The sequence below is a fragment of the Pseudoalteromonas sp. KS88 genome (assembly GCF_004766475.1).
Classification (GTDB): Bacteria; Pseudomonadota; Gammaproteobacteria; order Enterobacterales; family Alteromonadaceae; genus Pseudoalteromonas.
Genome location: NZ_PYHV01000034.1, coordinates 38614 through 60493, shown reverse-complemented (window position 1 = coordinate 60493; position 21880 = coordinate 38614). Strand labels below are relative to the sequence as shown.

General features: G+C 41.5%; 23 protein-coding genes. 6 read left to right on the top strand and 17 right to left on the bottom strand.

What is annotated here, in order from left to right; translation table 11 throughout:
- Positions 1–74: 74 nt before the first annotated feature.
- The 6 genes from hemF to C7Y70_RS19270 form a co-directional block, all read right to left on the bottom strand.
- Positions 75–1025 (bottom strand): oxygen-dependent coproporphyrinogen oxidase, encoded by a 951-nt coding sequence (gene hemF, locus C7Y70_RS19295; protein WP_135476551.1) that lies wholly within the window; start codon positions 1023–1025, stop codon positions 75–77.
- Positions 1026–1028: 3 nt separating this feature from the next.
- Positions 1029–1595, bottom strand: a complete 567-nt coding sequence (locus C7Y70_RS19290) for an L-threonylcarbamoyladenylate synthase (RefSeq protein ID WP_237114058.1) — start codon at positions 1593–1595, stop codon at positions 1029–1031.
- Between the two features lie 33 nt (positions 1596–1628).
- Positions 1629–2201, bottom strand: a complete 573-nt coding sequence (locus tag C7Y70_RS19285) for a topoisomerase DNA-binding C4 zinc finger domain-containing protein (RefSeq protein WP_099297206.1) — start codon at positions 2199–2201, stop codon at positions 1629–1631.
- A gap of 73 nt (positions 2202–2274) precedes the next feature.
- Positions 2275–2748, bottom strand: coding sequence for a DUF494 family protein (locus C7Y70_RS19280; RefSeq protein WP_135476549.1), 474 nt, complete (start codon positions 2746–2748; stop codon positions 2275–2277).
- A 1-nt stretch (position 2749) separates the two neighbouring features.
- Entirely contained in the window at positions 2750–3838 is a 1089-nt protein-coding gene (gene dprA / locus C7Y70_RS19275) for a DNA-processing protein DprA (RefSeq protein ID WP_135476547.1), read from the bottom strand.
- A 28-nt stretch (positions 3839–3866) separates the two neighbouring features.
- Positions 3867–4988 (bottom strand): LysM domain-containing protein, encoded by a 1122-nt coding sequence (locus tag C7Y70_RS19270; protein WP_099297200.1) that lies wholly within the window; start codon positions 4986–4988, stop codon positions 3867–3869.
- A gap of 117 nt (positions 4989–5105) precedes the next feature.
- Here C7Y70_RS19270 and def point away from each other — a divergent pair, with 117 nt between their 5' ends.
- The 4 genes from def to trkA are packed head-to-tail and all read left to right on the top strand — an operon-like array spanning position 5106 to position 9263.
- The gene (gene def, locus C7Y70_RS19265; RefSeq protein ID WP_099297198.1) at positions 5106–5612 is read left to right on the top strand and encodes a peptide deformylase; all 507 of its coding nucleotides are present in this window, start codon (positions 5106–5108) and stop codon (positions 5610–5612) included.
- A 21-nt stretch (positions 5613–5633) separates the two neighbouring features.
- Positions 5634–6587: a methionyl-tRNA formyltransferase gene (fmt, locus tag C7Y70_RS19260; RefSeq protein ID WP_135476545.1), complete on the top strand. Its 954-nt coding sequence runs from the start codon at positions 5634–5636 to the stop codon at positions 6585–6587.
- Entirely contained in the window at positions 6580–7878 is a 1299-nt protein-coding gene (gene rsmB / locus C7Y70_RS19255; protein WP_135476543.1) for a 16S rRNA (cytosine(967)-C(5))-methyltransferase RsmB, read from the top strand. The genes fmt and rsmB overlap by 8 nt, the downstream gene beginning before the upstream one ends.
- Positions 7879–7886: 8 nt before the next feature.
- Positions 7887–9263, top strand: a complete 1377-nt coding sequence (trkA, locus tag C7Y70_RS19250) for a Trk system potassium transporter TrkA (protein WP_099297192.1) — start codon at positions 7887–7889, stop codon at positions 9261–9263.
- Between the two features lie 89 nt (positions 9264–9352).
- On the opposite strand, the gene C7Y70_RS19245 is transcribed toward trkA, so the two are convergent.
- The 11 genes from C7Y70_RS19245 to C7Y70_RS19195 all read right to left on the bottom strand — a co-directional run bounded on the left by C7Y70_RS19245 (position 9353) and on the right by C7Y70_RS19195 (position 18226).
- Positions 9353–9568: an EF-hand domain-containing protein gene (locus C7Y70_RS19245; protein WP_099297190.1), complete on the bottom strand. Its 216-nt coding sequence runs from the start codon at positions 9566–9568 to the stop codon at positions 9353–9355.
- Between the two features lie 68 nt (positions 9569–9636).
- On the bottom strand, positions 9637–9849 hold the full coding sequence (locus tag C7Y70_RS19240; protein ID WP_099297188.1) for a calmodulin: 213 nt from the start codon (positions 9847–9849) through the stop codon (positions 9637–9639).
- Between the two features lie 130 nt (positions 9850–9979).
- On the bottom strand, positions 9980–10192 hold the full coding sequence (locus tag C7Y70_RS19235) for a calmodulin (RefSeq protein WP_099297186.1): 213 nt from the start codon (positions 10190–10192) through the stop codon (positions 9980–9982).
- Between the two features lie 76 nt (positions 10193–10268).
- Positions 10269–10481, bottom strand: coding sequence for a calmodulin (locus C7Y70_RS19230; RefSeq protein ID WP_135476541.1), 213 nt, complete (start codon positions 10479–10481; stop codon positions 10269–10271).
- 76 nt (positions 10482–10557) lie between these two features.
- Complete coding sequence (locus C7Y70_RS19225; protein WP_099297184.1) at positions 10558–10770, bottom strand: EF-hand domain-containing protein; 213 nt, start codon at positions 10768–10770, stop codon at positions 10558–10560.
- Between the two features lie 75 nt (positions 10771–10845).
- Positions 10846–11058: an EF-hand domain-containing protein gene (locus C7Y70_RS19220; RefSeq protein WP_135476540.1), complete on the bottom strand. Its 213-nt coding sequence runs from the start codon at positions 11056–11058 to the stop codon at positions 10846–10848.
- A gap of 676 nt (positions 11059–11734) precedes the next feature.
- Positions 11735–12415, bottom strand: a complete 681-nt coding sequence (locus tag C7Y70_RS19215; protein WP_135476538.1) for a flagellar brake protein — start codon at positions 12413–12415, stop codon at positions 11735–11737.
- A gap of 69 nt (positions 12416–12484) precedes the next feature.
- Entirely contained in the window at positions 12485–13936 is a 1452-nt protein-coding gene (locus C7Y70_RS19210) for a TrkH family potassium uptake protein (RefSeq protein WP_099297180.1), read from the bottom strand.
- Between the two features lie 50 nt (positions 13937–13986).
- Entirely contained in the window at positions 13987–14601 is a 615-nt protein-coding gene (locus C7Y70_RS19205; RefSeq protein WP_099297178.1) for a YigZ family protein, read from the bottom strand.
- 69 nt (positions 14602–14670) lie between these two features.
- Positions 14671–15993, bottom strand: a complete 1323-nt coding sequence (gene pepQ, locus C7Y70_RS19200) for a Xaa-Pro dipeptidase (RefSeq protein ID WP_135476536.1) — start codon at positions 15991–15993, stop codon at positions 14671–14673.
- Positions 15994–16339: 346 nt separating this feature from the next.
- Positions 16340–18226 carry a transglycosylase SLT domain-containing protein gene (locus C7Y70_RS19195; protein WP_135476534.1) on the bottom strand — a complete coding sequence of 629 codons (1887 nt, stop codon included), beginning with the start codon at positions 18224–18226 and terminating at the stop codon, positions 16340–16342.
- Positions 18227–18436: 210 nt separating this feature from the next.
- On the opposite strand from C7Y70_RS19195, the gene fadB reads away from it, so the two are divergent.
- Positions 18437–20596, top strand: a complete 2160-nt coding sequence (gene fadB, locus C7Y70_RS19190; RefSeq protein WP_135476533.1) for a fatty acid oxidation complex subunit alpha FadB — start codon at positions 18437–18439, stop codon at positions 20594–20596.
- A 4-nt stretch (positions 20597–20600) separates the two neighbouring features.
- Complete coding sequence (fadA, locus tag C7Y70_RS19185) at positions 20601–21770, top strand: acetyl-CoA C-acyltransferase FadA (protein ID WP_058562012.1); 1170 nt, start codon at positions 20601–20603, stop codon at positions 21768–21770.
- Positions 21771–21880: the final 110 nt, after the last annotated feature.

Below are 21880 nucleotides of genomic sequence, written 5' to 3'. Positions count from 1 at the left end.
ATCCAGAGTTCAGGTTATTTAGCTCTCATACAAAAAGGCGCTTAATAGCGCCATTTTTGATTTTTGTGTAATTCTTATAAGTCCCACTCTCTTGCTATCAACTCACTTGGTTGGCTATTTAACCAACCTTGGGGGCGTAAATAATATTGGTATAACTTCGCTTCAGCGCTGTCAGCCTCTGGTTTATAATTATACTCCCAGCGAGCAAGTGGTGGCATCGACATCAAAATGGATTCAGTTCGGCCTCCTGTTTGTAAGCCAAACAAAGTTCCTCTGTCCCAAACAAGGTTAAACTCAACATATCGACCACGACGATATAATTGGAAGTCGCGCTGTTGCTGAGTGTACTCGTCGTTTTTACGACGTTCAATAATCGGTAAATAAGCATCAAGAAAACCATTACCAACCGCCTGCATAAAGGCGAAGCTTTCTTCAAACCCTTGCTCGTTAAGATCATCAAAGAATAAACCACCAACACCCCGTGTTTCGTCGCGATGTTTAATATAGAAATATTCATCACACCACTTTTTATATTTCGGGTATACGTCATCACCAAATGGCGCACAAAGGTCACTAGCAACTTGGTGCCAATGCTTAACATCGTCAAACACTGGGTAAAATGGCGTTAAATCAAAGCCGCCACCAAACCACCAAATAGGCTGCTCCCCTTCTTTTTCAGCAATAAAAAAGCGTACATTGGCGTGGCTCGTTGGAATGTGTGGGTTTTTAGGGTGGATAACCAGCGACACACCACAGGCGTGAAAACTTCGACCAGCAAGCTCAGGGCGATGCGCCGTTGCAGATGCAGGCATAGAAGCGCCAAAAACATGTGAGTAGTTAACCCCACCTTGTTCAATAACATGACCATCACGAATAACCCGAGTGCGGCCACCACCACCTTCAGCTCGCTGCCAGCTATCTTCAACAAACTTGGCGCTGCCATCAGCTTGTTCTAAGCCTTGGCAAATGCTGTCTTGCAATGCCATTAAATAGGTTTTTACTTGTTCGAGTAGGTTACTGTGCATTGCTTATCCTCTAAATACTTTACCGGTCATTACGTCTTTAATGGTGCTAGGTTGTGTATTGCCGCCAAGCGGTTCATCAACATAAAAGGCAACCTGCTCAGCAAACTCACTTTTAGCCATCGCTATACTGGTGACCGTCTCTTGCCCAGATAAATTAGCACTGGTTGAAACCAAAGGCTTACCTAACTCCTGACACAAGCGCTTTACTGTAGGATGATCAGTTACACGTACAGCAATAGTATCAAACTGTCCGGTTAACCATTTAGGTGTATTTTTAGCTGCTGGCATAACCCAGGTAATCGCACCGGGCCAACTAGAGAAAATGTCGGCTCGCTTATCCATTGGAATTTTTGCATCATCAATATATTTTAATAACTGACCATAATTGTCAGCAATTAAAATCAGCCCTTTTTCGACTGGACGCTGTTTAATTGCTAATAAGCTTGCTACGGCTTGTTGGTTATCGGGGTCGCAACCTAAACCAAATACAGCTTCAGTTGGGTAAACAATTACACCACCTTGCTTTAATGCATCAACAACAGTTAAAGGTGAAGGGATTGGATCTGTCACACAAATCTCCAAATACAATAAAAGTTAAGCGTTTTACTCGCTGACAGTGATTTTATGCGAGCAACTTTTCTGTGGGCATTGTAACACAACACTGCTGGTCATTTGCTTTTGCATCATGACTGGCCACTGGCACTCAGGGCAAGTATGCTCAATAGGTTTAAAATTAAGGGTATATTTACAGCTTGGGTAGCTATCACAGGAATAAAAAGTTTTACCAAATTTATTACTGCGCGCAACTAACTGCCCTTTTTTACATTTAGGGCAAGCAGGTAACACCTCTGCATCAGGTTCTTTTTCATCGTGAACAATGTAATGGCACTCGGGATAGCCGGTACAACCAATAAACATACCGTAACGGCCATTTTTAACCACCAGCGGATTACCACATTCTGGGCACGGACTGTCATCAAGTACTTTTATTTGCTGAGTATCGTGTTGAGCTAGAGGCCGAATAAAATCGCATTTAGGATAGCTTGCACAACCAAGGAAAGGCCCGCTTTTACTGTTACGGATCACTAATTCAGAACCACATTGAGGGCAAATTTCGTATTCTTTTTCGAGGGCATGCTGATTAGCAGAGAAAAGCGAATGATCTATTTTACTCATGAGATTCCAAAGCGACTGGCTAATTTTCGCCTAATATACCCAAACTAATTAAAGTTACAAGCACCACAAAGTGTTAATGCAATACCTCTGCTGGCTCGTCAAAAATAAGTTCTTCCATTTGCGAATAAGCTAACTCAGAGCCTGGCACATTAAATAATACCATTAACACCACCCATTTTAAGTCATCTAGGCCGATATAAGGTTTATCTAAAGCGAACAATCGGTCCATTACCATTTCTCGGGTTTCATTATTGATTACACCTATTTGCTCTACAAACATCAGAAAACCTCGACATTCCGTACTAAGCATCTGACACTCACTATCAGTAAAAATACGCACAGCGTGTTGCGGGTAAGCATTTAAATAAGGAACTTCATCACTGTGTTGTAAGTCTGCGAGTTGTTCTAACCAATCAAGAGCTTTGAAGATTTCGGGTTTATTAAAGCCTGCGCGCAATAGCTCATCGGTGAGCTCATTTTGCTCAACAAAGACCTCAGCTTCACTATGAATATAGTTTTCAAACAAATACATGAGGATATCGAACATATTAGTTTCCTCCCAATTTGATATAGCCGTCTAAAACTCGCTCTACTTTGTCATCTAATTCCAAGTCAAGTAAACGAGTCTGCACTTTCTCAATCGACCATTGGCAGCGTCGAGCAATTACATCAACCGGTGTAACTTCAAAACCTACGCTTTTCAGTACGTCGCATTCAGGCTTATTTTCAACAGGCTCATCTATATTATATAGACTGTTTTGACCAAAAAAGCTCACTTCTTCTAAAATATCACTGACATTTTCGACTAACTTTGCCCCCTGTTTTATTAAAAAATGACTCGCTTGTGATAATGGGTTTTTGATAGAGCCAGGAACTGCAAACACCTCTTTATTTTGCTCAAGTGCATATCGAACGGTAATTAACGAGCCACTTTTAATCTCCGCCTCCACAATCAAAACCCCTAAGGATAATCCAGATATAATGCGATTACGACGCGGAAAATTATTCGCATTAGCTGCTGTTCCGGGTAAAAACTCACTGACTAGTAAACCACAATTTAATACTTGATCTGTTAAAAGCTTATGTCGTTTAGGGTAGTAAACATCCACACCGGTGCCTAAAACTGCAATGGTATTTCCCGCTCCAGCGAGGGCTCCTTTGTGTGCAGCACCGTCAATACCCAACGCCATACCAGATGTAACAGTTAAATTGGCTTCACTGAGTTGATGTGCAAATTGAGCGGCTATTTCGAGCCCGATAGGGGTTGCATTGCGGCTGCCGACGATGGCTATTTGTGGGCTGGCTAAAAGCGCCAAGTCACCACGACAAAATAGTAATAATGGAGCACTGGCAATTTGTTTTAACAATGGCGGATAACGCGAATCAAAATAACTAATAACTTCAATGTCTGAAGCGAATAGTAAGTTTTCGTAGTGCGCAACAAGTTGCCAATCCGTTGCCACCAGATTTGTAGCGACTTGCTGATTAAGACCTGATTCAAGTAGTTGCTGATAAGATAAATCAACGAGGTTTTCTAATGGCACTTTTTCAGCGAGTGCCAGCAGCGTTTTAACACCCAGACCTTTGCATAAATAAAATGCAAGCCAATGTGTTAGCTTGCCATATGACTGTTCCATGCTCTCTCCTTAGAGCACTCAAACCTGTTTAATTTATTACTGCAAAATCACCGACTCGGATTGGGTGCTGGTTTTTCACTATTAAGGCATAGCTAACATTGTCATATACTTTAAACACCATTAGCTCACCGACTTTTTCTTTAGGCATATGCCAAACAGTCGCGTCTTTATCTGCTTCGACACCCAAAAACTCGCTAGTATTTGTAATAAGCTTTTCAAGGCTGTTCGAATCTTCTTTGTATCGAGGGCCATTTCGGCCATCAAAAACAGTTGGCGACTGACGCTCTATATCTAAAATATGGCCCGCTTTAATTTGCTGCTCTGACCCCAAGTTTAGCACTACTATATCCATCGTGCTAAATTCTCGCAGCTCAGTTACTGCAGAAATAATATTTCCCTCAATGGGTTGTTCTGGGCGCTTCATATTAAAGAATGCAGGAAGAGTTTGTCCTTCCATTGCTGGTAATAAAAAGTCTGTGGCTCTAATTTCTTGTTTGACGCTTTCTACCTTTACTGAAGCCGGCACGCCATTTTCAATATCACCTGATCTAAATGCACGCCCCACGCCGACTAATACAGATTTATAAGCAAGCACATCATCGCTATCAATATCTTTATATGGTTTGCCTTTTCGGTAAATGGCATAACTTTCATGCTTATTAAGGTTACCTTTAACGTAAACGATGTGACCCAACGTATTCATTTTAGTGTTCTCGTTCGCGCCTAAAATGTAAGGTAAACCAGCAATTTGCTCACCACTAATCGCCTGTTCATAAGTTAAGTAAGGACGAAGTAGTTCAAGCGGCAATGTAGGAATCGCATTTTTACCTTTAGGCGTTATACGCCCCTGCGGAGAAAGCTTTTTATAGCCGGTATTAATCACTAACCGTGGATTTCCATGCTCATCATAAATTAAAGAGAGTGCATCACCGGGATAAATTAAGTGCGGGTTATTGATTTGTGGGTTCATTTGCCACAGTTCTGGCCACAACCAAGGTTCGCTCAAATAGATACCCGAAATATCCCATAATGTGTCACCTTTTTTCACAACATATTGTTTAGGCGCATCTTTTTTAATTGATAAAACATCTGCATGAGATGAAAATGCAGAGCTTAATATCAGCACAGCGGCTAAAAACGGGTATTTCATTGGGCTTCCTTGTGGTGTTTTTTCATTATTATCAACCAAAACCTGTTAAAGGTGAACGCGAATGGCTAAAATAAGAGCATACAATACCCTATATTATGCACAAGTGAAAAGGTTACTATGGCTAGGTTAGAAGTTTTAAGATTTCCAGATGAGCGTTTACGTACTGTTGCTAAAGACGTAGCAAGCGTTGACGACGAAGTTCGTCAAATAGTTAAAGACATGCTAGAAACAATGTATGACGAAAATGGCATAGGCCTTGCCGCCACACAAGTTGATATTCATCGACGCATTGTGGTGATCGATGTATCAGAAGAACGCAACGAACCATTGGTTTTAATTAACCCAGTGATTACCAAGCAAGATGGCGCAACCGTGAGTGAAGAAGGCTGTTTATCAGTGCCGCATTCATACGCAAAAGTAGATCGCGCAGAAACCGTAACGGTTAGTGCACTTAATGAAAAAGGTGAAGAATACAGCCTAGATGCCGATGAGCTTTTAGCGATCTGTATTCAACATGAGCTTGATCACCTTAAAGGCAAGTTGTTTATTGATTACTTATCACCATTAAAACGCCAACGTATTCGTAAAAAGCTTGAAAAAGAAGCTAAATTTGCAGCACAGTAATAAGCACCTTAGGAAAACTCAGTGACAAAACCACTACGCATTATTTTTGCTGGTACGCCGGATTTTGCTGCGCGCCATTTACAAGCTCTTATTGATTCTGAACATCACGTTGTTGGTGTTTATAGTCAACCAGACCGCCCGGCAGGACGCGGTAAAAAACTAAAAGCCAGTGAAGTAAAAGAGCTTGCTTTAGCTAATGACTTACCTGTCTTTCAACCTGCGTCACTAAAAAATGACGATGCATTAAGTGAGTTAAGCAGCTTAAATGCAGATATCATGATCGTTGTTGCATACGGACTTTTACTGCCAAAAGCAATTTTAGAGGCTCCACGCCTAGGTTGCTTAAATGTGCATGGTTCAATTTTACCACGCTGGCGTGGTGCAGCACCGATCCAACGCGCGATTTGGGCGGGCGACGATGAAACTGGCGTAACCATAATGCAAATGGACGAAGGGTTAGATACTGGTGATATGTTACATATTAGCCGCTGCCCTATCGATGCGACTGAAACCAGTGCAAGTTTATACACTAAACTTGCGGAGTTAGGCCCAACGGCACTTGTTGAAACCATAGCCAAATTAGCCAATGGTGAGATAACCCCACAAGTACAAGATGATACTTTAGCTAATTACGCTAAAAAGTTATCAAAAGATGAAGCTAATATTGATTGGTCTATGGATGCGCTGCAAATAGAGCGTAATATTCGTGCATTCAACCCTTGGCCTGTCTGCTTTACTCAAATGGGCGAGAACACAGTAAAAATTTATCAAGCCGATGTGGTTGAGCAACAAGGTACGCCGGGCACTATTTTAAACAGTGACAAACACGATATTGTAGTCGCTTGTGGCACACACGCGCTAAAAATCACCCAATTACAGCCACAAGGTAAAAAACCAATGGCTGTTACAGACTTTTTAAATGGTCGCAGTGACTGGGTTACTCCAGGCAGCGTCTTAGGCGAAAATAATGAGTAATGTTCCAAACGTACGCGCGCTTGCCGCCGAAACTTTATATAACGTAGTCGATAAGGGCGCATCTTTAAACCAAGAGCTCCCTTTTGCGAGCCAAGGCCTATCACCTAAAGATAAAGCCTTATTACAGCAAATTTGCTATGGCGTATTACGTTACCTGCCGAGTTTAGAGAATTATTGCCAGCATTTGGTTGAGCAACCGTTAAAAGGTAAACGCCGTATATTCCAGTTTTTACTGTATGTGGGCATTTACCAACTACAACATATGCGGGTTCCACCCCATGCCGCGATCAGCGAAACCGTGAATGCTTTAGCGCAACTTCGAGCGCTTGGCCTAAAAGGCCTGATCAACGCTATTCTACGAAGTTTTCAACGCCAACAGAGTGAGCTTGAAGAAAAAGCTAAACAAATTCCTGTGTGTTTATACAACCACCCAAATTGGTTTATTAAACAAGTAAAAGAAGCCTATCCTGAGCAATGGGAACAAATTTTAGAGGCCAACCAGCTACAAGCTCCTATGTGGCTACGTGTGAATCAAGCGCAGTACAGCACCACAGAATACAGTGAAATGCTCAGCGCGAATGATATTGAACACACAGTAAACCCTGACTTTGTTGATGGTATTAAACTAGATAAACCACGCGATGTGTTCTCGCTGCCTGAATTTGATACTGGCGCTTGCTCAGTACAAGATGCGGCAGCGCAATTAGCTGCGCGCTTGTTAGACCCTAAAGATGATGAGCATATACTTGATGCTTGTGCAGCGCCTGGCGGTAAAACCTGCCACATTTTAGAGCTCGCCGACGCCGATGTACTTGCCCTTGATAGCGATGCAACCCGCCTTGAACGCGTAAAGCAAAACTTAACCCGTATCGGTTTAGGTGCAGACTTACAATGTGCAGACGCATCGCAACCCCATACTTGGTGGGATGAGCAGCAATTTGACCGCATTTTACTGGATGTTCCTTGCTCTGCGACTGGCGTTATTCGTCGTCACCCAGATATAAAATGGCTACGTCGCGCGTCAGATATTAATGACTTGGCTGCGCTACAGGGTGATATTTTAGATAGCATCTGGCCTTTACTAAAACCAGGCGGCACATTAATTTATGCAACCTGCTCAGTATTACCACTTGAGAATCAACAACAAGTTGCTAAATTTCTAGCAAGTAACACTGATGTTGAGCATATACCTTTGCATGATAACGACACCACCACAAACCCAGGCTTACAATTACTGCCAGGCGAAAGTGATGGGTTTTATTATGCCAAGCTTGTAAAAAAACAGTCATAAGATAAATAATGAAAATAATCATACTCGGCGCCGGGCAAGTAGGCGGCACACTCGCTGAAAACTTAGTAGGTGAACAAAACGAAATAACGGTTGTTGATATCGATGGCAACCGCTTACGTGAGTTACAAGACAAGTACGACCTACAAGGTGTTACTGGCCACAGCGCACACCCCGATGTATTACGCAGGGCCGGTGCCGAAGACGCCGATATGATCATTGCAGTAACCAGCTCAGACGAAGTGAACATGGTTGCCTGCCAAGTGGCTTACAGTATTTTTAATACGCCCACTAAAATTGCCCGTATTCGTTCTGAGCAATATCTTAAGTACCGTGAAAAACTATTTCAAAACGACGATTTACCCGTTGATCACTATATTGCGCCTGAGCAGTTGGTGACTAAGTATATTCGCCGCTTAATTGATTACCCTGGTGCGTTACAGGTATTACAGTTTGGCGATGGCATGCTGTCCTTAGTGGCAGTAAAAGCGTACTACGGTGGTTTACTCGTCGGTTATGCACTTTCAGCTCTCAAAGAACACATTCCCAATGTTGAGACGCGTGTAGCGGCTATTTATCGTCAAGGTAAAGCCATAAAACCATTAGGCACCACCGTCATTGAAGCCGACGATGAAGTGTTCTTCCTTGCCGCAACTAAACATATTCGCGCGGTAATGAACGAACTGCAAAAGCTTGAACGTTCATACAAAAAAATCATGATCGCAGGTGGTGGTAACATTGGTGCAGGACTTGCCCGTTCGCTTGAGAAAAACCACAGTGTAAAATTACTTGAACGCAGTAAAGAACGCGCCGAGCAATTATCTGAATTACTCGACAACACCGTGGTATTTTGTGGCGATGCATCAGACCAAGAGCTACTTTCTGAAGAGCATATTGAACAAGTTGATGTATTTATCGCTGTAACAAACGATGATGAAGCAAACATAATGTCCGCCATGTTAGCAAAGCGTATGGGGGCACAAAAAACCATGGTGCTAATACAGCGTGGCGCTTACGTTGATTTAGTTCAAGGTGGTGAAATAGACATTGCTATATCGCCGCAGCAAGCCACAATTTCAGCATTGCTTACCCATGTACGCCGTGGTGATATTGTTAATGTTTATTCACTGCGTAAAGGCGCCGCAGAAGCAATTGAAGCGGTAGCCCATGGCGATGAACACACGTCAAAAGTTGTTGGTCGCGCTATTGCAGACATCAAACTCCCCGCAGGCACCACCATTGGCGCCATTGTACGAAACGACGATGTACTCATCGCCCACGACGATACCATCATCCATTCTGGTGACCATGTTATTATGTTCTTAATCGACAAAAAGCACATTCACTTTGTTGAGAAACTATTCCAAGTCAGCGCCATTTTCTTGTAAACATAAAAAAGCAGCTTGCCTATTTCAAAGGCAAAGCTGCTTTAACGTATATGAAGTGAAATTACAGTATTTTCTATTATCAAACAGTATTACTGTACTTTAGAGAACTCTTCTTTTGAAAGTTCACCATTTTGGTCAGTATCTAACGCCGAAAAAATTTCTACGAGCTGTGCATTCACAGAGGCTTCTTTTTGGCTAATCGCGCCATCGCCATTAGTATCGAATGTGTCAAAACTCACAGCAGCAAACGCTGCAGATGAAGAAGCAAGGGCGATAATAGCAAGCGCTGTATTAATATGTTTCATAATTTGTTTCCTAATTAAATAAAGGTAAGAAGTCCTTTTCAAAGATCCATTGTGCGTAAAAATTCACTTTAAGCTTCGGAAAACTCTTGTTTCGAAAGCTCATCATTACCATCTTTATCAAGTTCTTTGAATTGGCTTAATAATTTTGCATCAACCGCTGCTTCGCTTTGGCTTATTACACCATTACCATCAACGTCTAGGGTATCAAAATCGGTCACTGCAAACGCTGCTGATGAAGATGCAAGTGCGATTAGGGCTAATGTCTTAGTAAATTTTTTCATCTATATATTCCTTCATTGTTTATTAAACTGGCTTTATGTCCCTGCGCTTCTTTTTCATAGGCTCCCGGCCTATTTAGGTTGTCTTTGGCAACTCAGAATTATTACGCAAAAGCCTTTGAGTAAATTGTCATTAGGCGTTTTCGAACTCTTCTTTAGATAGCTCACCATTGCCGTCTGAATCTAGCTCTGCAAACTGACTCATCAATTTTGCGTCAACTGATGCTTCGCTTTGGCTGATTGCGCCATTACCATCTACGTCAAGCGTGTCGAAATCAGTTGCCGCAAACGCTGCTGATGAAGATGCTAGTGCGATAAGTGCTAATGTTTTATTTAATGTGTTCATAATATAATTCCTTCAATTTCTAAATAATGTGTTACGTAAAAACGGTAAATCCTTTTTTAAAATCCTGAGGCGCTAATTAAGCCTTTGAGAATTCTTCTTTAGATAGCTCACCATTGCCGTCTGAATCTAGCTCTGCAAACTGACTCATCAATTTTGCGTCAACTGATGCTTCGCTTTGGCTGATTGCGCCATTACCATCTACGTCAAGCGTGTCGAAATCAGTTGCCGCAAACGCTGCTGATGAAGATGCTAGTGCGATAAGTGCTAAAGTTTTATTTAATGTGTTCATAATATAATTCCTTCAATTTCTAAATAATGTGTTACGTAAAAACGGTAAATCCTTTTTTAAAATCCTGAGGCACTAATTAAGCCTTTGAGAATTCTTCTTTAGATAGCTCGCCGTTACCGTCAGTATCAAGCGTTTTAAACTGGCTCATTAATGCAGCGTCAACTGATGCTTCGCTTTGGCTGATTGCGCCATTACCATCTACGTCAAGCGTGTCGAAATCAGTTGCAGCAAACGCTGCTGATGAAGATGCTAGTGCGATAAGTGCTAATGTTTTGTTTAATGTGTTCATAATATAATTCCTTCAATTTCTAAATAATGTGTTACGTAAAACGGTAAATCCTTTCTTAAAATCCTAAGGCGCTTATTAAGCCTTTGAGAATTCTTCTTTAGATAGCTCGCCGTTACCGTCAGTATCAAGCGTTTTAAACTGACTCATTAGTGCAGCGTCAACTGATGCTTCGCTTTGGCTGATTGCGCCATTACCATCTTCGTCAAGCGTGTCGAAATCAGTTGCAGCAAATGCTGCTGATGAAGATGCTAGTGCGATAAGTGCTAATGTTTTGTTTAATGTGTTCATAATCAATCTTCCTTCAAAGTTTATGTACGTTGCGATTAAATACTTAATCACGTTTTCGTTTCGTTCGAACTAAGTATTACAACTTCAATGCCAACCTTTATAAAACCAATAAAAACAAAAGCTTAGTAAAATATTTTGACGATACGGTTATTTGAACAGTCTTTTTTTGTTGCTTTTTAGCAACACGTGTAATGACGTGAAATTTAAAACGCTATAAATCAACATGTTAGGATTAATGAAAAAGACACAAAGCCACTCTAAACAAGATTATTAGTGTTTGTTTTTGTTAAAAAGGGATAAACCTATGCTGAACAGGTTTTAGGGGAGAATATTTTTAAAAATAAAATACATTGTAGTGGATTGATTTATAATTACTTTTAAATAAAAGCAAACATTTTTTCTACTGCTTTTGGGGTTTTATTTGAGTAAAAATGAATTTGTTGCAAATAAGCGAAATAAGACCAAACGAATAAACCTAAACCGCTACTATTAGCTGTTTATAAATGGAGCTCGGTCATTACTAGAGCCATTGCCAATAAGCTTTAATCGGCCCTAATAATTACCAAACAAACTTCTGCGGTGAATATGCCATATGATTACCTCTTTAAAATATCAATAAGACATTATGTAAGGTAATTCCTTCGCTACTGTGTCAAAGAGCGAGGCTAAAGCATTTTTATATCAAGGGCTCCAAAACAGATAAGTCGATCAAATGATCTTTCATAAATTTATTCATTTCATCTTCACTTACTATTAGTTGAACACCCAATAGAGTGTCATCGGCTAAACTGCGAACACTGCAAATTTGCCCTGAAAACTCATTCACTTCGTTATCTCTTTCATCGAGCAATATTTTGCAAGGAGTGTCTTTGAGTTTGCTTAGGTCATCTTCACTTTTAAGCGCAAACATTACTCCGGTGATTGATACGTCTTTTATGACTCCTTTCAACTTATGTTCATCGCTGAGCTGAATTATTGCAGGTAATAACGTGGGTATACGGGTTTGAGATCGCAAACTAAATAATTGAACTTGGTCTGGAAAATGTAAAAAGATGAGTCGTTTAGGATGAGAAGAAACTGACATAACTTTCTGACGAAACGCAATTACCTGCCCACCGCCACTTTCAAGCACAGCACGCACAATAATAATCGTACCATCTTTGAGGTATTCGCCTGCATTGCCTAATCGCCGAGGTGATGGGTAGTTCAGCACAACAAAGTGGTCGTTGAGTAACCCTACAAACTCTGTTTTCAGACGTTTACTTTTAGTCGGGGTAAGTATTTCAATATCCACTAAGGTACCTGCGGTTATAAACGCAAGTTTCTCTAGATTGTGTAATTGCTTTGTTTCAGGCATTTCCTTTGACCATTTTTAAATATTAATTAGTTATATAAATAGCGATAAACAGATAGCTTAAAGGCTGCGTTAACCACGCCAAAACGTAGGCGTAAACAGTACCAGCAAGGTAAAAATCTCTAATCGGCCAAATACCATTGCAATGGTAAGTAACCATTTTGCCGTATCACTCACGGCGCCGTAATGACTTGCTACTTCCCCCAAACCAGGGCCTAAGTTATTTAAACAAGCAGCAGTGGCTGAGAACGCAGTTATGTTATCCATGCCTGTTCCCATTAGAGCTAACATGATAATAACGAATACAAGCGCATAAGCAGAGAAGAACCCCCAAACGGCTTCGACCACTTTATCGGGTAGTGCCTTTCTACCTAGCTTGATAGAATAAATTGCGCGCGGATGAACAAGGCGATTGAGTTCTCGCACCCCTTGTAAGTATAGCAGGAATACACGAACGACTTTCATACCACCACCTGTGGAGCCCGCACATCCCCCTATAAAGCTTGAAAAGATTAATAGTATAGGTAAAAACAGTGGCCAAGCTGAAAAGTTATCTGTTGCAAAGCCTGCAGTAGTACTCATCGATACTGCTTGGAATAAAGCCTGATCTAAGGTTTCATCACCATCAGCATAAATATTATTTGATGATAAAACGGTAAAACAAATGACCACCAGCGCAAGTTGTATAAACAAAAATACTTTAAATTCAGGGTCGCGAATATACACAGCAATATTACGACTTGAGACAGCTGCATAGTGCAAAGTAAAGTTGATTGCTGCGATGATTAGAAAGACGACGCAAATAAAGTTTATTAACGGGCTATCAAAGTGCCCAATAGAAGCATCGTATGTTGAGAAGCCTCCTATCGCAATTGTAGAAAATGCATGGCAAATAGCATCAAACCAATCCATCCCCGCAGTCCAGTAAGCGACTGAACAGCTGGCAGTCAAAAATACATAAATATACCAAAGATGTTTTGCCGTATCTGCGATACGCGGCGTCATTTTAGAGTCTTTTACCGGCCCTGGAGTCTCTGCACGATAAAGCTGCATGCCACCAACTCCAAGCATTGGTAGTACAGCCACCGCTAGTACGATGATCCCCATACCACCAAGCCACTGTAATTGTTGGCGATAAAACAATACCGATTTGGGTAAATACTCAATCCCTGTTAATACGGTCGCCCCTGTGGTTGTAAGTCCCGAAAAGGCTTCAAATACCGCATCAGCTAACGACAGGTTAGGTTCACTTAGAAAAATAAGAGGAATGGAAGCGAACGCCCCAAGTACCAGCCAAAACAAGACAACAATTAAAAAGCCCTCGCGTGCTTTTAAATCTCCATCCTCTTGCCTATTTGGGTAATAAGCCATTAAGCCAATAACAACACTGAAAATAAACGCTAAGACGAAAGGGACACCGCCACCATCTTTGTAAATAAGCGATACAACCGCAGGAGGCACCATTGTTATACTAAACAGTACGACAAGTTGGCCTAGGATTTTTATTATGGTACGAAATTGCATTGAGCCATCGCTTTTATTTTAATATATCGTTATTAACTATTGTTATTGTCTTACTCTTTGATCTTTAACTCAACCGCGCCATGGCTCAAATCATAAATATCTTTAATCGCTTGAGCAGCTTCACGGCTATCTATAGTAATAACCCATTCAATATTAGCAGTAAATTGCTTTTCGATATCAAGAACCTGATATTTTGTTTTTAATAATTGCTCAATAGCACCTTGAATACTGTAATCACTAAAACCGATAAGTTCTACACTGGGCACTTTTACTACAGTATTAAGCTGCGCCAAGGCATTATTAAGTGAGCCACCATAGGCGCGCACCAATCCGCCAGTCCCTAACTTTATCCCCCCAAAATAACGTGTAACGACCGCAGTTACTTCACCTAAACCTGAGCCAACTAAAACGTTTAGCATTGGTTTCCCTGCGGTCCCATTAGGCTCTCCATCATCTGAAAAACCATATACATGACTGCCTCCAGGGTTACCTGCTACATGAGCCCAACAGTTATGCCGTGCATCTGCGTATTTTTCTTCAATGCTTTTTATAAATGCTTTTGCTGCAGCTAAATCCGGAGTGTGGGCAATATGCACAATAAAGGTGCTTTTTTTTATTTCTTCTTGATGAAATACATCGGCTGCGGGGTACTTATATTCTGACATACTTTATTTAACCCAATATTCAACCAAAAAAAGGGGGCCAAAAGGCCCCTTCTATCGCTGATTTATCACTTAAGCTAAGTGTAAATCGCGCGTCATATTCTCTAAGCTGTCTTCGTGTACGATGATGTTATCTTCGATACGAATGCCGCCAAATGGTTTAAACGACTCAACTTTTTCCCAGTTAATAAACTGTTTGTTATCTGTTTGCGCTAAATCACCTAACAACGAGTCAATAAAGTACAAGCCAGGTTCGATAGTGAACACTTGATTCTTCTCAATCAGACGTGTGCATCGTAAGAATGGGTGACCTTCTGGCGGCGCTTGGTGGGCACCACTTTCGTCAGCCATAAAACCGCCCATATCATGCACTTGTAAACCAAGGTGGTGGCCAAGCCCGTGTGGGAAGAATGTTGAAGTAATACCGCGCTCGACAATTTCTGCAGCAGGTAATTTCACAATATTAAAATCACTTAATACTTGCGCTACACGCTGGTGGCAATCAAGGTGTAATTCACCATAAAGTAGGCCCGGCTTTAAAGCATTACCTAGGGCAATTTGGTGTTCAGTCATTACATTCACTAAATCCGCAAATTCGCCTGACTTTTTAAAATCATACGTGCGGGTAATATCTGCGGCATAGCCGTTAAAGTTAGCACCTGCATCAATTAAAAATGATTGATGTTCTTTAGGCACTATAGGGTCAAAGTGCGTGTAATGCAAAATAGCGCAGTTATCGTTTAGTGCAACAATGTTGCCATACGGCATTTCGTTTTCACTTTGGCGTGTTGCCATCAAGTAAGCTTGCTGTATATCAAACTCAGAACCACCAGCAAAGAAAGTATCTCGGGCTGCTTTATGGCCATCTACCGCAATTCGGTTAGCTTGGCGTAAACACTCAAGCTCGTACTGCGTTTTATAGGCGCGATGATAATGGAAGTAGTTTAATACCGGCTCAGGATTAATAATGCTAAAACCCAGTGCTTGCGCTACTTCTAAATATTCACCGATGTAAGCATATTTTTCTTTATCGTATGGCAGTAGCTTTTCAACCTGATCAGGCTTAAGTAGCAACTCAATATCAAAATAATCAGCCCAAAAATCACGTGGTTCATCAGGTACTTTATGCCAAAAATCGACTGGACGATAAAAAATAAGCTTTGGCTTGTCGCTACCATTAACAACAATCCAGCAATGTGGATTGTCGATGACAGGTAACCACGCTTTAAAATGCGGATTAACTTTAAACGGATAATACATATCGTCTAAAAACTGACGTTTAGCTTGCCCTGAATGGATCACTAAACCTTCTAAACCTTCACGATCAATAATAGTACGCGTACGCTGTTGCAGTGTTGCAATATGTTCGGCGTAAGAAACGGCTAATTTATCCATAGTAAACCCATCTGTTAAATTTAACTTGTGCGAGAGTCTACCATAGACTCATATATACCCAAACCACCTCAAGATGCGAGTTTCAGTTGGAGTTAAAAGCGATTTAGGCAAAGCATTGATTGCAAATAATAGTGGTTCTATTGTTAAAATCAATAATGCAGTATAAATCGCTTTTAAACCAACCCTTTGGGCGTTTCACAGGCACTTACTCTCATCGTTGTTACTTCTTAAAAGGGAGCGCCATTCTTGCAAAGTAACGCCTTGATACTAAGCCCCTGTGAAACGCTGAATTCTGCATCTTGAGGTGGTTTGGGTATACTCCCAATGTAGATGTACCTAAATAAGATTAACCGCCCATTTTCATATCTAATATCGGCGCGAGTAAATTCCCGTCACGGCCCATACGAGTGTGGTATACCTGACGATAAGCGAATACATTTTTTACGTAATTACGTGTTTCACGATACGGAATCAGCTCTACCCACAACTCAGCTGGCATTGCGTCATCAGGTATCCATCGTTTAATGCGGTGGTAACCTGCATTATAAGATGCGGTTGCAAGTACTTCGTTACCCTTATTTTTCTTTTTTAAATATCCCAAGTATTCCGTGCCTAAACGAATATTTGTTTGGGGGTGATTCAAGCGCCGACTTGAAACCGTGCTTTTATTCACATATTTAGCAGTACTTGGTAATAATTGCATTAAACCACGTGCATTAGCGTGTGAACGTGCATCGGGCGCAAATGAGCTTTCTCGACGTGAAATGGCAATACTCCAAGTAACATCTATGCGGTTGCGCTTGCTGTAACGTTCAAATAAGTCTTGAAACGCAAATGGAAACCGCAGCTCTACATAATCCCATGCTTTAATTTGCGCTAAGGTATAGATAGTACTGTCGTACCAATCAAGTTCTGCCGCGAGTTTTGATGCCGCTAACTTCTCTTTTTCGCTAGAAGTACGCGTTAAATAATTCCACTCTCGACGTGCAGACGTATAACGCTCAAGTTCATAAAGTGCTTTTGCACGTTTAAAGCCTGGCGCTTCAGCCACTTCAGTGATCAACGTATCACTCACCTGCAAAGGTATTGTATTTAGTTGCACAGGTATATTTAATCTGGCTGCTGCTAAAAAGCCATAGTAGTCACGTTCTTTTGCCACGGTTTGCCAAATTGCTTTTGCGCGATCTACATCACCACGCTGCTCTAAGCTATACGCTAACCAATATTGTTGACCAAGACTCAAATTCTCTTTGCCTGTGAAGAACGCAACAATGCCAGACCAATCTTGTGTTTTAAGCATGTTGCCTAGCTGCCATTGCATTAGCTTTCTATCTTGGCGTTCCTTAGGCACCTTATTTAACCAAAATCGTGCTTGCTCATGACCACTCGACGCTAAAGACAAAGCAAACGTATAATAAACATCTGCTTTTTGCTCATCAGAGTAGTCAAACATCTTATCAAGCTTTTCCCACGCTTTAAGTGCTAAGTCTTTATCACGCCAAATTAGGCGCTTTACGCCATAGTGCGCAATTTCACCTTCTTTAACGGTTTTATTTTTATAACGATAAAGCCCAGCAGATGCACTTGGGTCACTTCTCACCTTGCGATAGAGATCGGCTAAGTATTGCTCTTTTTTAGGCAATAACGTTTTTAAATAAGGCAGTAGGTTTCTGTCTCCGCCTTGCGCAGCTAAAGTAATTCTTTGCCAAATACGATCTTGGTTTAAATAACCTTTTTTACGCCACAAACTAAATAACGAATCGCACTCTTTGGGTTGTGACTTGCCAACGACCCACAAATCGCTTATTTGATTAAGGATCGCCTTTTCTGGCGCGCCTAAATCAAGCTGATATTGCAAGTATGTGCACGTTAATTCGTTATTGCTGGTCTTTTTATAATTATTTATAAAAGTGGCTTTGCGGTTCGATTTACTCAAATACTTTAGCCATGCCTTACGTACAGGCCATTCGAGCGGCGTGTTTTGGTAAATGGTTAAGTAATTTTCTATTTCAGTTTGGTGCTTAATGCTGGGGTGCCGTTGCCAATATGTCTTTTCAACATAAGGTTTTAAAGGATGGTCGAGTACACCCACCGCCTCTTTAAATTTGTTGTAGTTACTTGAGCGAGCTTGTTTCTCTGCGCTTAAAAAAGCGCTGTGTTCGTCATTGGCTTCGGCAGAAAGAAAAGGGAGAAATAATGCAGCTGCCGTCCAACCTAATAATTGTTTTTTCATGATGACCTTTAGAATTAAAAGTACTCAAAAATAAAAATATAAATTCAGCTAAAAACTTCGCCTACACCTTAGCATCAAACCAGCTATATTTTAACCAGTAGTAACAGAGCATAGTAAATTTTTCGTTGCATTTTTTATTTAAAGCAAGCACACTGATTGAAATGCAAACTCATCGTACCAGTCTTAGTTCACACACTAGGGAGAATAATAATGTTATATAAGAGCGATTCCTTTGAAGTTGCTTTCATCAAGGATAATATCGCCGAGTTCAAATTTTGTGTTGCAGGTTCTGTAAACACTTTGTCTCAGCAAACCTTGAAAGATTGCGCCTCTGCATTAAAAGAATTAGCAGCAAACAAAGATATCAAAGGCATGATTTTTACCAGTGATAAAGAGCACTTTATTATTGGCGCCGACATTTTCGAATTTTTACCAACGTTTACTAAACCAGAAGCTGAATTAGTAACGTGGATCAAAGATGCCACTGATGTTTTTGACGCTTTAGAAGATTTACCATTCCCAACACTAAGCGCAATAAACGGCTTAGCGCTTGGCGGTGGCTGTGAGTGGGTACTTGCTACCGATTATCGTGTTGCTAGTACTAGCGCAAAAATTGGCTTACCAGAAGTTAAATTGGGCATTATGCCTGGTTTTGGTGGCACAGTTCGCCTGCCACGCATTGTAGGTGCGGATAACGCCATGCTTTGGATCACATCAGGTTCAGAAAATCGCGCAGCGGATGCCCTTAAAGTAGGTGCCGTTGACTCGGTAGTTAGTGCTGACAAACTTTTAGAGTCAAGTATATCAACACTTGAACTTGCTATCTCAGGAAAGTTAGATTGGCAAGCAAAGCGCAACGTTAAGCTACAACCGCTTAAATTAAACCGTGTTGAACAAGGCATGAGCTTCGCAATGGCCGAAGGTATGGTAATGGGTAAAACCAAAGGCCACTATCCTGCTCCAGTTATGGCTGTACGTACTATCAAAGCTGCGGCAAATTGTGAACGCGCCGAAGCAATGGCAATCGAGAATGCTAACTTTGCAAAACTTGCACGCACTAATGAAGCTGCAGCGCAAACAGGCATTTTCTTAAATGACCAGTTCATTAAAGGTAAAGCACGTAAACTTGCTAAGCATAGCGACGTAGAAATTAAACAAGCCGCTGTATTAGGCGCAGGTATCATGGGTGGCGGTATCGCTTACCAATCTGCGTATAAAGGCACGCCTATTATAATGAAAGACATCCAACAAGATGCACTTGATTTAGGTATGGGTGAAGCATCTAAAATATTAGGTGCAAAAGTGAAGCGCGGCCACATGCCAATGGAAAAAATGTTGGCGACGCTGAGCAAAATCAAACCGACACTTAACGACGCAGACCTACAAGACGCTAACATCATTGTTGAAGCCGTTGTAGAAAATCCTAAAGTTAAGCAAGCGGTACTAGCTGATCTTGAAAAGAACATGCCAGAAGGCACGGTTCTTACATCAAACACATCGACTATTTGTATTGATCTATTAGCTGAAGCGCTTGATAAACCAGAAAACTTCTGCGGTATGCACTTCTTTAACCCTGTTCCAAAAATGCCATTAGTAGAAATTATCCGTGGTGCAAAAACTTCAGATAAAACGATTAATGCAGTGGTTGATTACGCCCTTAAACTTGGCAAGTCACCTATCGTTGTTAATGATTGCCCAGGCTTTTTTGTAAACCGTGTTTTATTCCCTTACTTTGCAGGCTTTAGCAAACTTGTTGTTGAAGGCGCTAACTTTGCAAAAGTAGATAAAGTAATGGAAAACGTATTTGGCTGGCCAATGGGCCCGGCTTACCTACTTGACGTTGTAGGTATTGATACGGCTTATCACTGTACTGGCGTAATGGCTGATGGTTTCCCTGAGCGTATGGCGCGAGCAGAAAAAGATCCTGTGACTGTATTTGCTAACGAAAAACGTTTTGGTCAGAAAAACAAAGCGGGCTTCTATAAGTACGAAACAGATCGCCGCGGTCGTCTTAAAAAATCAAGCGATGCAACAGCAATTGAGCTTCTAGCGCCAATTACAGACGCACCGAAAGAGTTTGATAAGCAAGAAATTATTGACCGTTGTATGATTCCTATGATCAACGAAGTACTTCTTTGTTTACAAGAAGGCATTGTTGCTTCTCCTCAAGAAGCGGATATGGCGCTTGTATACGGCGTTGGCTTCCCTCCATTTAGAGGCGGCGCGTTCCGTTACTTAGATCAAACTGGTTTAGCTAACTTTGTTGCAGCAGCTGACAAATATGCTCACCTAGGTGCGATTTACCAAGTATCAGAGCAAACTCGCAAATGGGCTGAAGAAGGCCGTGTATTCTATAAGGTGGAAGGTTAATATCATGAATAATCCAGTAATTGTAGATTGTATCCGTACACCAATGGGTCGCTCAAAAGGCGGCGTATTCAAACACAAACGTGCGGAAGACTTAAGCGCTCACTTAATGAAGGGCTTACTAGAACGCAACCCAGCGGTTGATCCAGCATCAATCGACGACATTTATTGGGGTTGTGTACAGCAAACATTAGAGCAAGGCTTTAACGTTGCACGTAACGCATCACTACTTGCGGGTATTCCACACTCAGTACCAGCAACAACAGTAAACCGTTTATGTGGCTCGTCTATGCAAGCATTGCATGACGCAGCGCGTGCGATTATGACTGGCGCAGGCGACACTTACCTAATTGGTGGTGTTGAGCACATGGGCCACGTGCCTATGACTCACGGTAATGACTTTCACCCAGGCCTAGCGACTTCAATTGCACAAGCATCTGGCTCAATGGGCTTAACTGCTGAATACCTTGCAACACTTCACGGCATTAGCCGTGAGCAGCAAGATGAATTTGCATATCGTTCGCACCAGCGCGCACATGCAGCAACTGTTGAAGGCCGTTTCCGCCGCGAAATCCTCGCAATGGAAGGTCACGCAGCAGATGGCTCTTTAATTTTAGTTGAAGATGACGAAGTCATTCGCCCAGAAACGACGGTTGAAGGCCTATCACAGCTTCGTCCTGTGTTTAATCCTGCATCGGGTTCAGTTACAGCCGGTACTTCATCAGCACTATCTGATGGCGCATCAGCCATGTTAGTAATGAGCGAAGAAAAAGCGAAAGCGCTTGGCCTACCAATTCGTGCTCGCGTTAAAGCAATGGCGGTTGCTGGTTGCGATCCATCAATCATGGGTTACGGCCCAGTACCAGCAAGTAAAAAAGCATTGGCACAAGCGGGTATCACTATTGATGACATCGACGTAGCTGAACTTAACGAAGCATTTGCCGCGCAATCACTACCGGTATTAAAAGACTTAGGTCTTGCTGATGTAGTTGATGAAAAAGTGAACCTAAACGGCGGTGCTATCGCTCTTGGTCACCCTCTGGGTTGTTCAGGCTCGCGTATTAGCACATCGCTTATTCACTTAATGGAAGACAAAAACGCGAAATATGGTTTAGCGACTATGTGTATTGGTTTAGGCCAAGGCATCGCAACTGTATTTGAACGTGTACAAGACTAATTAGTAGCACTCCTCTATAAAGAGGTTATTTTTTTACTTGATGACAAAAGGCAAAGAGTTTGACTCTTTGCCTTTTTATTTACCTTTAAAAAAGGCTAATTTACTAATCA

Bases quoted from the DNA above. Each gene is read 5' to 3' on its own strand.
- C7Y70_RS19280 (WP_135476549.1), bottom strand. From the start codon at position 2,748: ATGTTCGATATCCTCATGTATTTGTTTGAAAACTATATTCATAGTGAA.
- C7Y70_RS19235 (WP_099297186.1), bottom strand. From the start codon at position 10,192: ATGAACACATTAAATAAAACATTAGCACTTATCGCACTAGCATCTTCA.
- C7Y70_RS19240 (WP_099297188.1), bottom strand. From the start codon at position 9,849: ATGAAAAAATTTACTAAGACATTAGCCCTAATCGCACTTGCATCTTCA.
- fadA (WP_058562012.1), top strand. From the start codon at position 20,601: ATGAATAATCCAGTAATTGTAGATTGTATCCGTACACCAATGGGTCGC.
- C7Y70_RS19215 (WP_135476538.1), bottom strand. From the start codon at position 12,415: ATGCCTGAAACAAAGCAATTACACAATCTAGAGAAACTTGCGTTTATA.
- C7Y70_RS19210 (WP_099297180.1), bottom strand. From the start codon at position 13,936: ATGCAATTTCGTACCATAATAAAAATCCTAGGCCAACTTGTCGTACTG.
- C7Y70_RS19245 (WP_099297190.1), bottom strand. From the start codon at position 9,568: ATGAAACATATTAATACAGCGCTTGCTATTATCGCCCTTGCTTCTTCA.
- trkA (WP_099297192.1), top strand. From the start codon at position 7,887: ATGAAAATAATCATACTCGGCGCCGGGCAAGTAGGCGGCACACTCGCT.
- C7Y70_RS19220 (WP_135476540.1), bottom strand. From the start codon at position 11,058: ATGAACACATTAAACAAAACATTAGCACTTATCGCACTAGCATCTTCA.
- C7Y70_RS19195 (WP_135476534.1), bottom strand. From the start codon at position 18,226: ATGAAAAAACAATTATTAGGTTGGACGGCAGCTGCATTATTTCTCCCT.
- rsmB (WP_135476543.1), top strand. From the start codon at position 6,580: ATGAGTAATGTTCCAAACGTACGCGCGCTTGCCGCCGAAACTTTATAT.
- C7Y70_RS19225 (WP_099297184.1), bottom strand. From the start codon at position 10,770: ATGAACACATTAAACAAAACATTAGCACTTATCGCACTAGCATCTTCA.
- def (WP_099297198.1), top strand. From the start codon at position 5,106: ATGGCTAGGTTAGAAGTTTTAAGATTTCCAGATGAGCGTTTACGTACT.
- C7Y70_RS19270 (WP_099297200.1), bottom strand. From the start codon at position 4,988: ATGAAATACCCGTTTTTAGCCGCTGTGCTGATATTAAGCTCTGCATTT.
- hemF (WP_135476551.1), bottom strand. From the start codon at position 1,025: ATGCACAGTAACCTACTCGAACAAGTAAAAACCTATTTAATGGCATTG.
- pepQ (WP_135476536.1), bottom strand. From the start codon at position 15,993: ATGGATAAATTAGCCGTTTCTTACGCCGAACATATTGCAACACTGCAA.
- dprA (WP_135476547.1), bottom strand. From the start codon at position 3,838: ATGGAACAGTCATATGGCAAGCTAACACATTGGCTTGCATTTTATTTA.
- fadB (WP_135476533.1), top strand. From the start codon at position 18,437: ATGTTATATAAGAGCGATTCCTTTGAAGTTGCTTTCATCAAGGATAAT.
- C7Y70_RS19285 (WP_099297206.1), bottom strand. From the start codon at position 2,201: ATGAGTAAAATAGATCATTCGCTTTTCTCTGCTAATCAGCATGCCCTC.
- C7Y70_RS19205 (WP_099297178.1), bottom strand. From the start codon at position 14,601: ATGTCAGAATATAAGTACCCCGCAGCCGATGTATTTCATCAAGAAGAA.
- C7Y70_RS19230 (WP_135476541.1), bottom strand. From the start codon at position 10,481: ATGAACACATTAAATAAAACTTTAGCACTTATCGCACTAGCATCTTCA.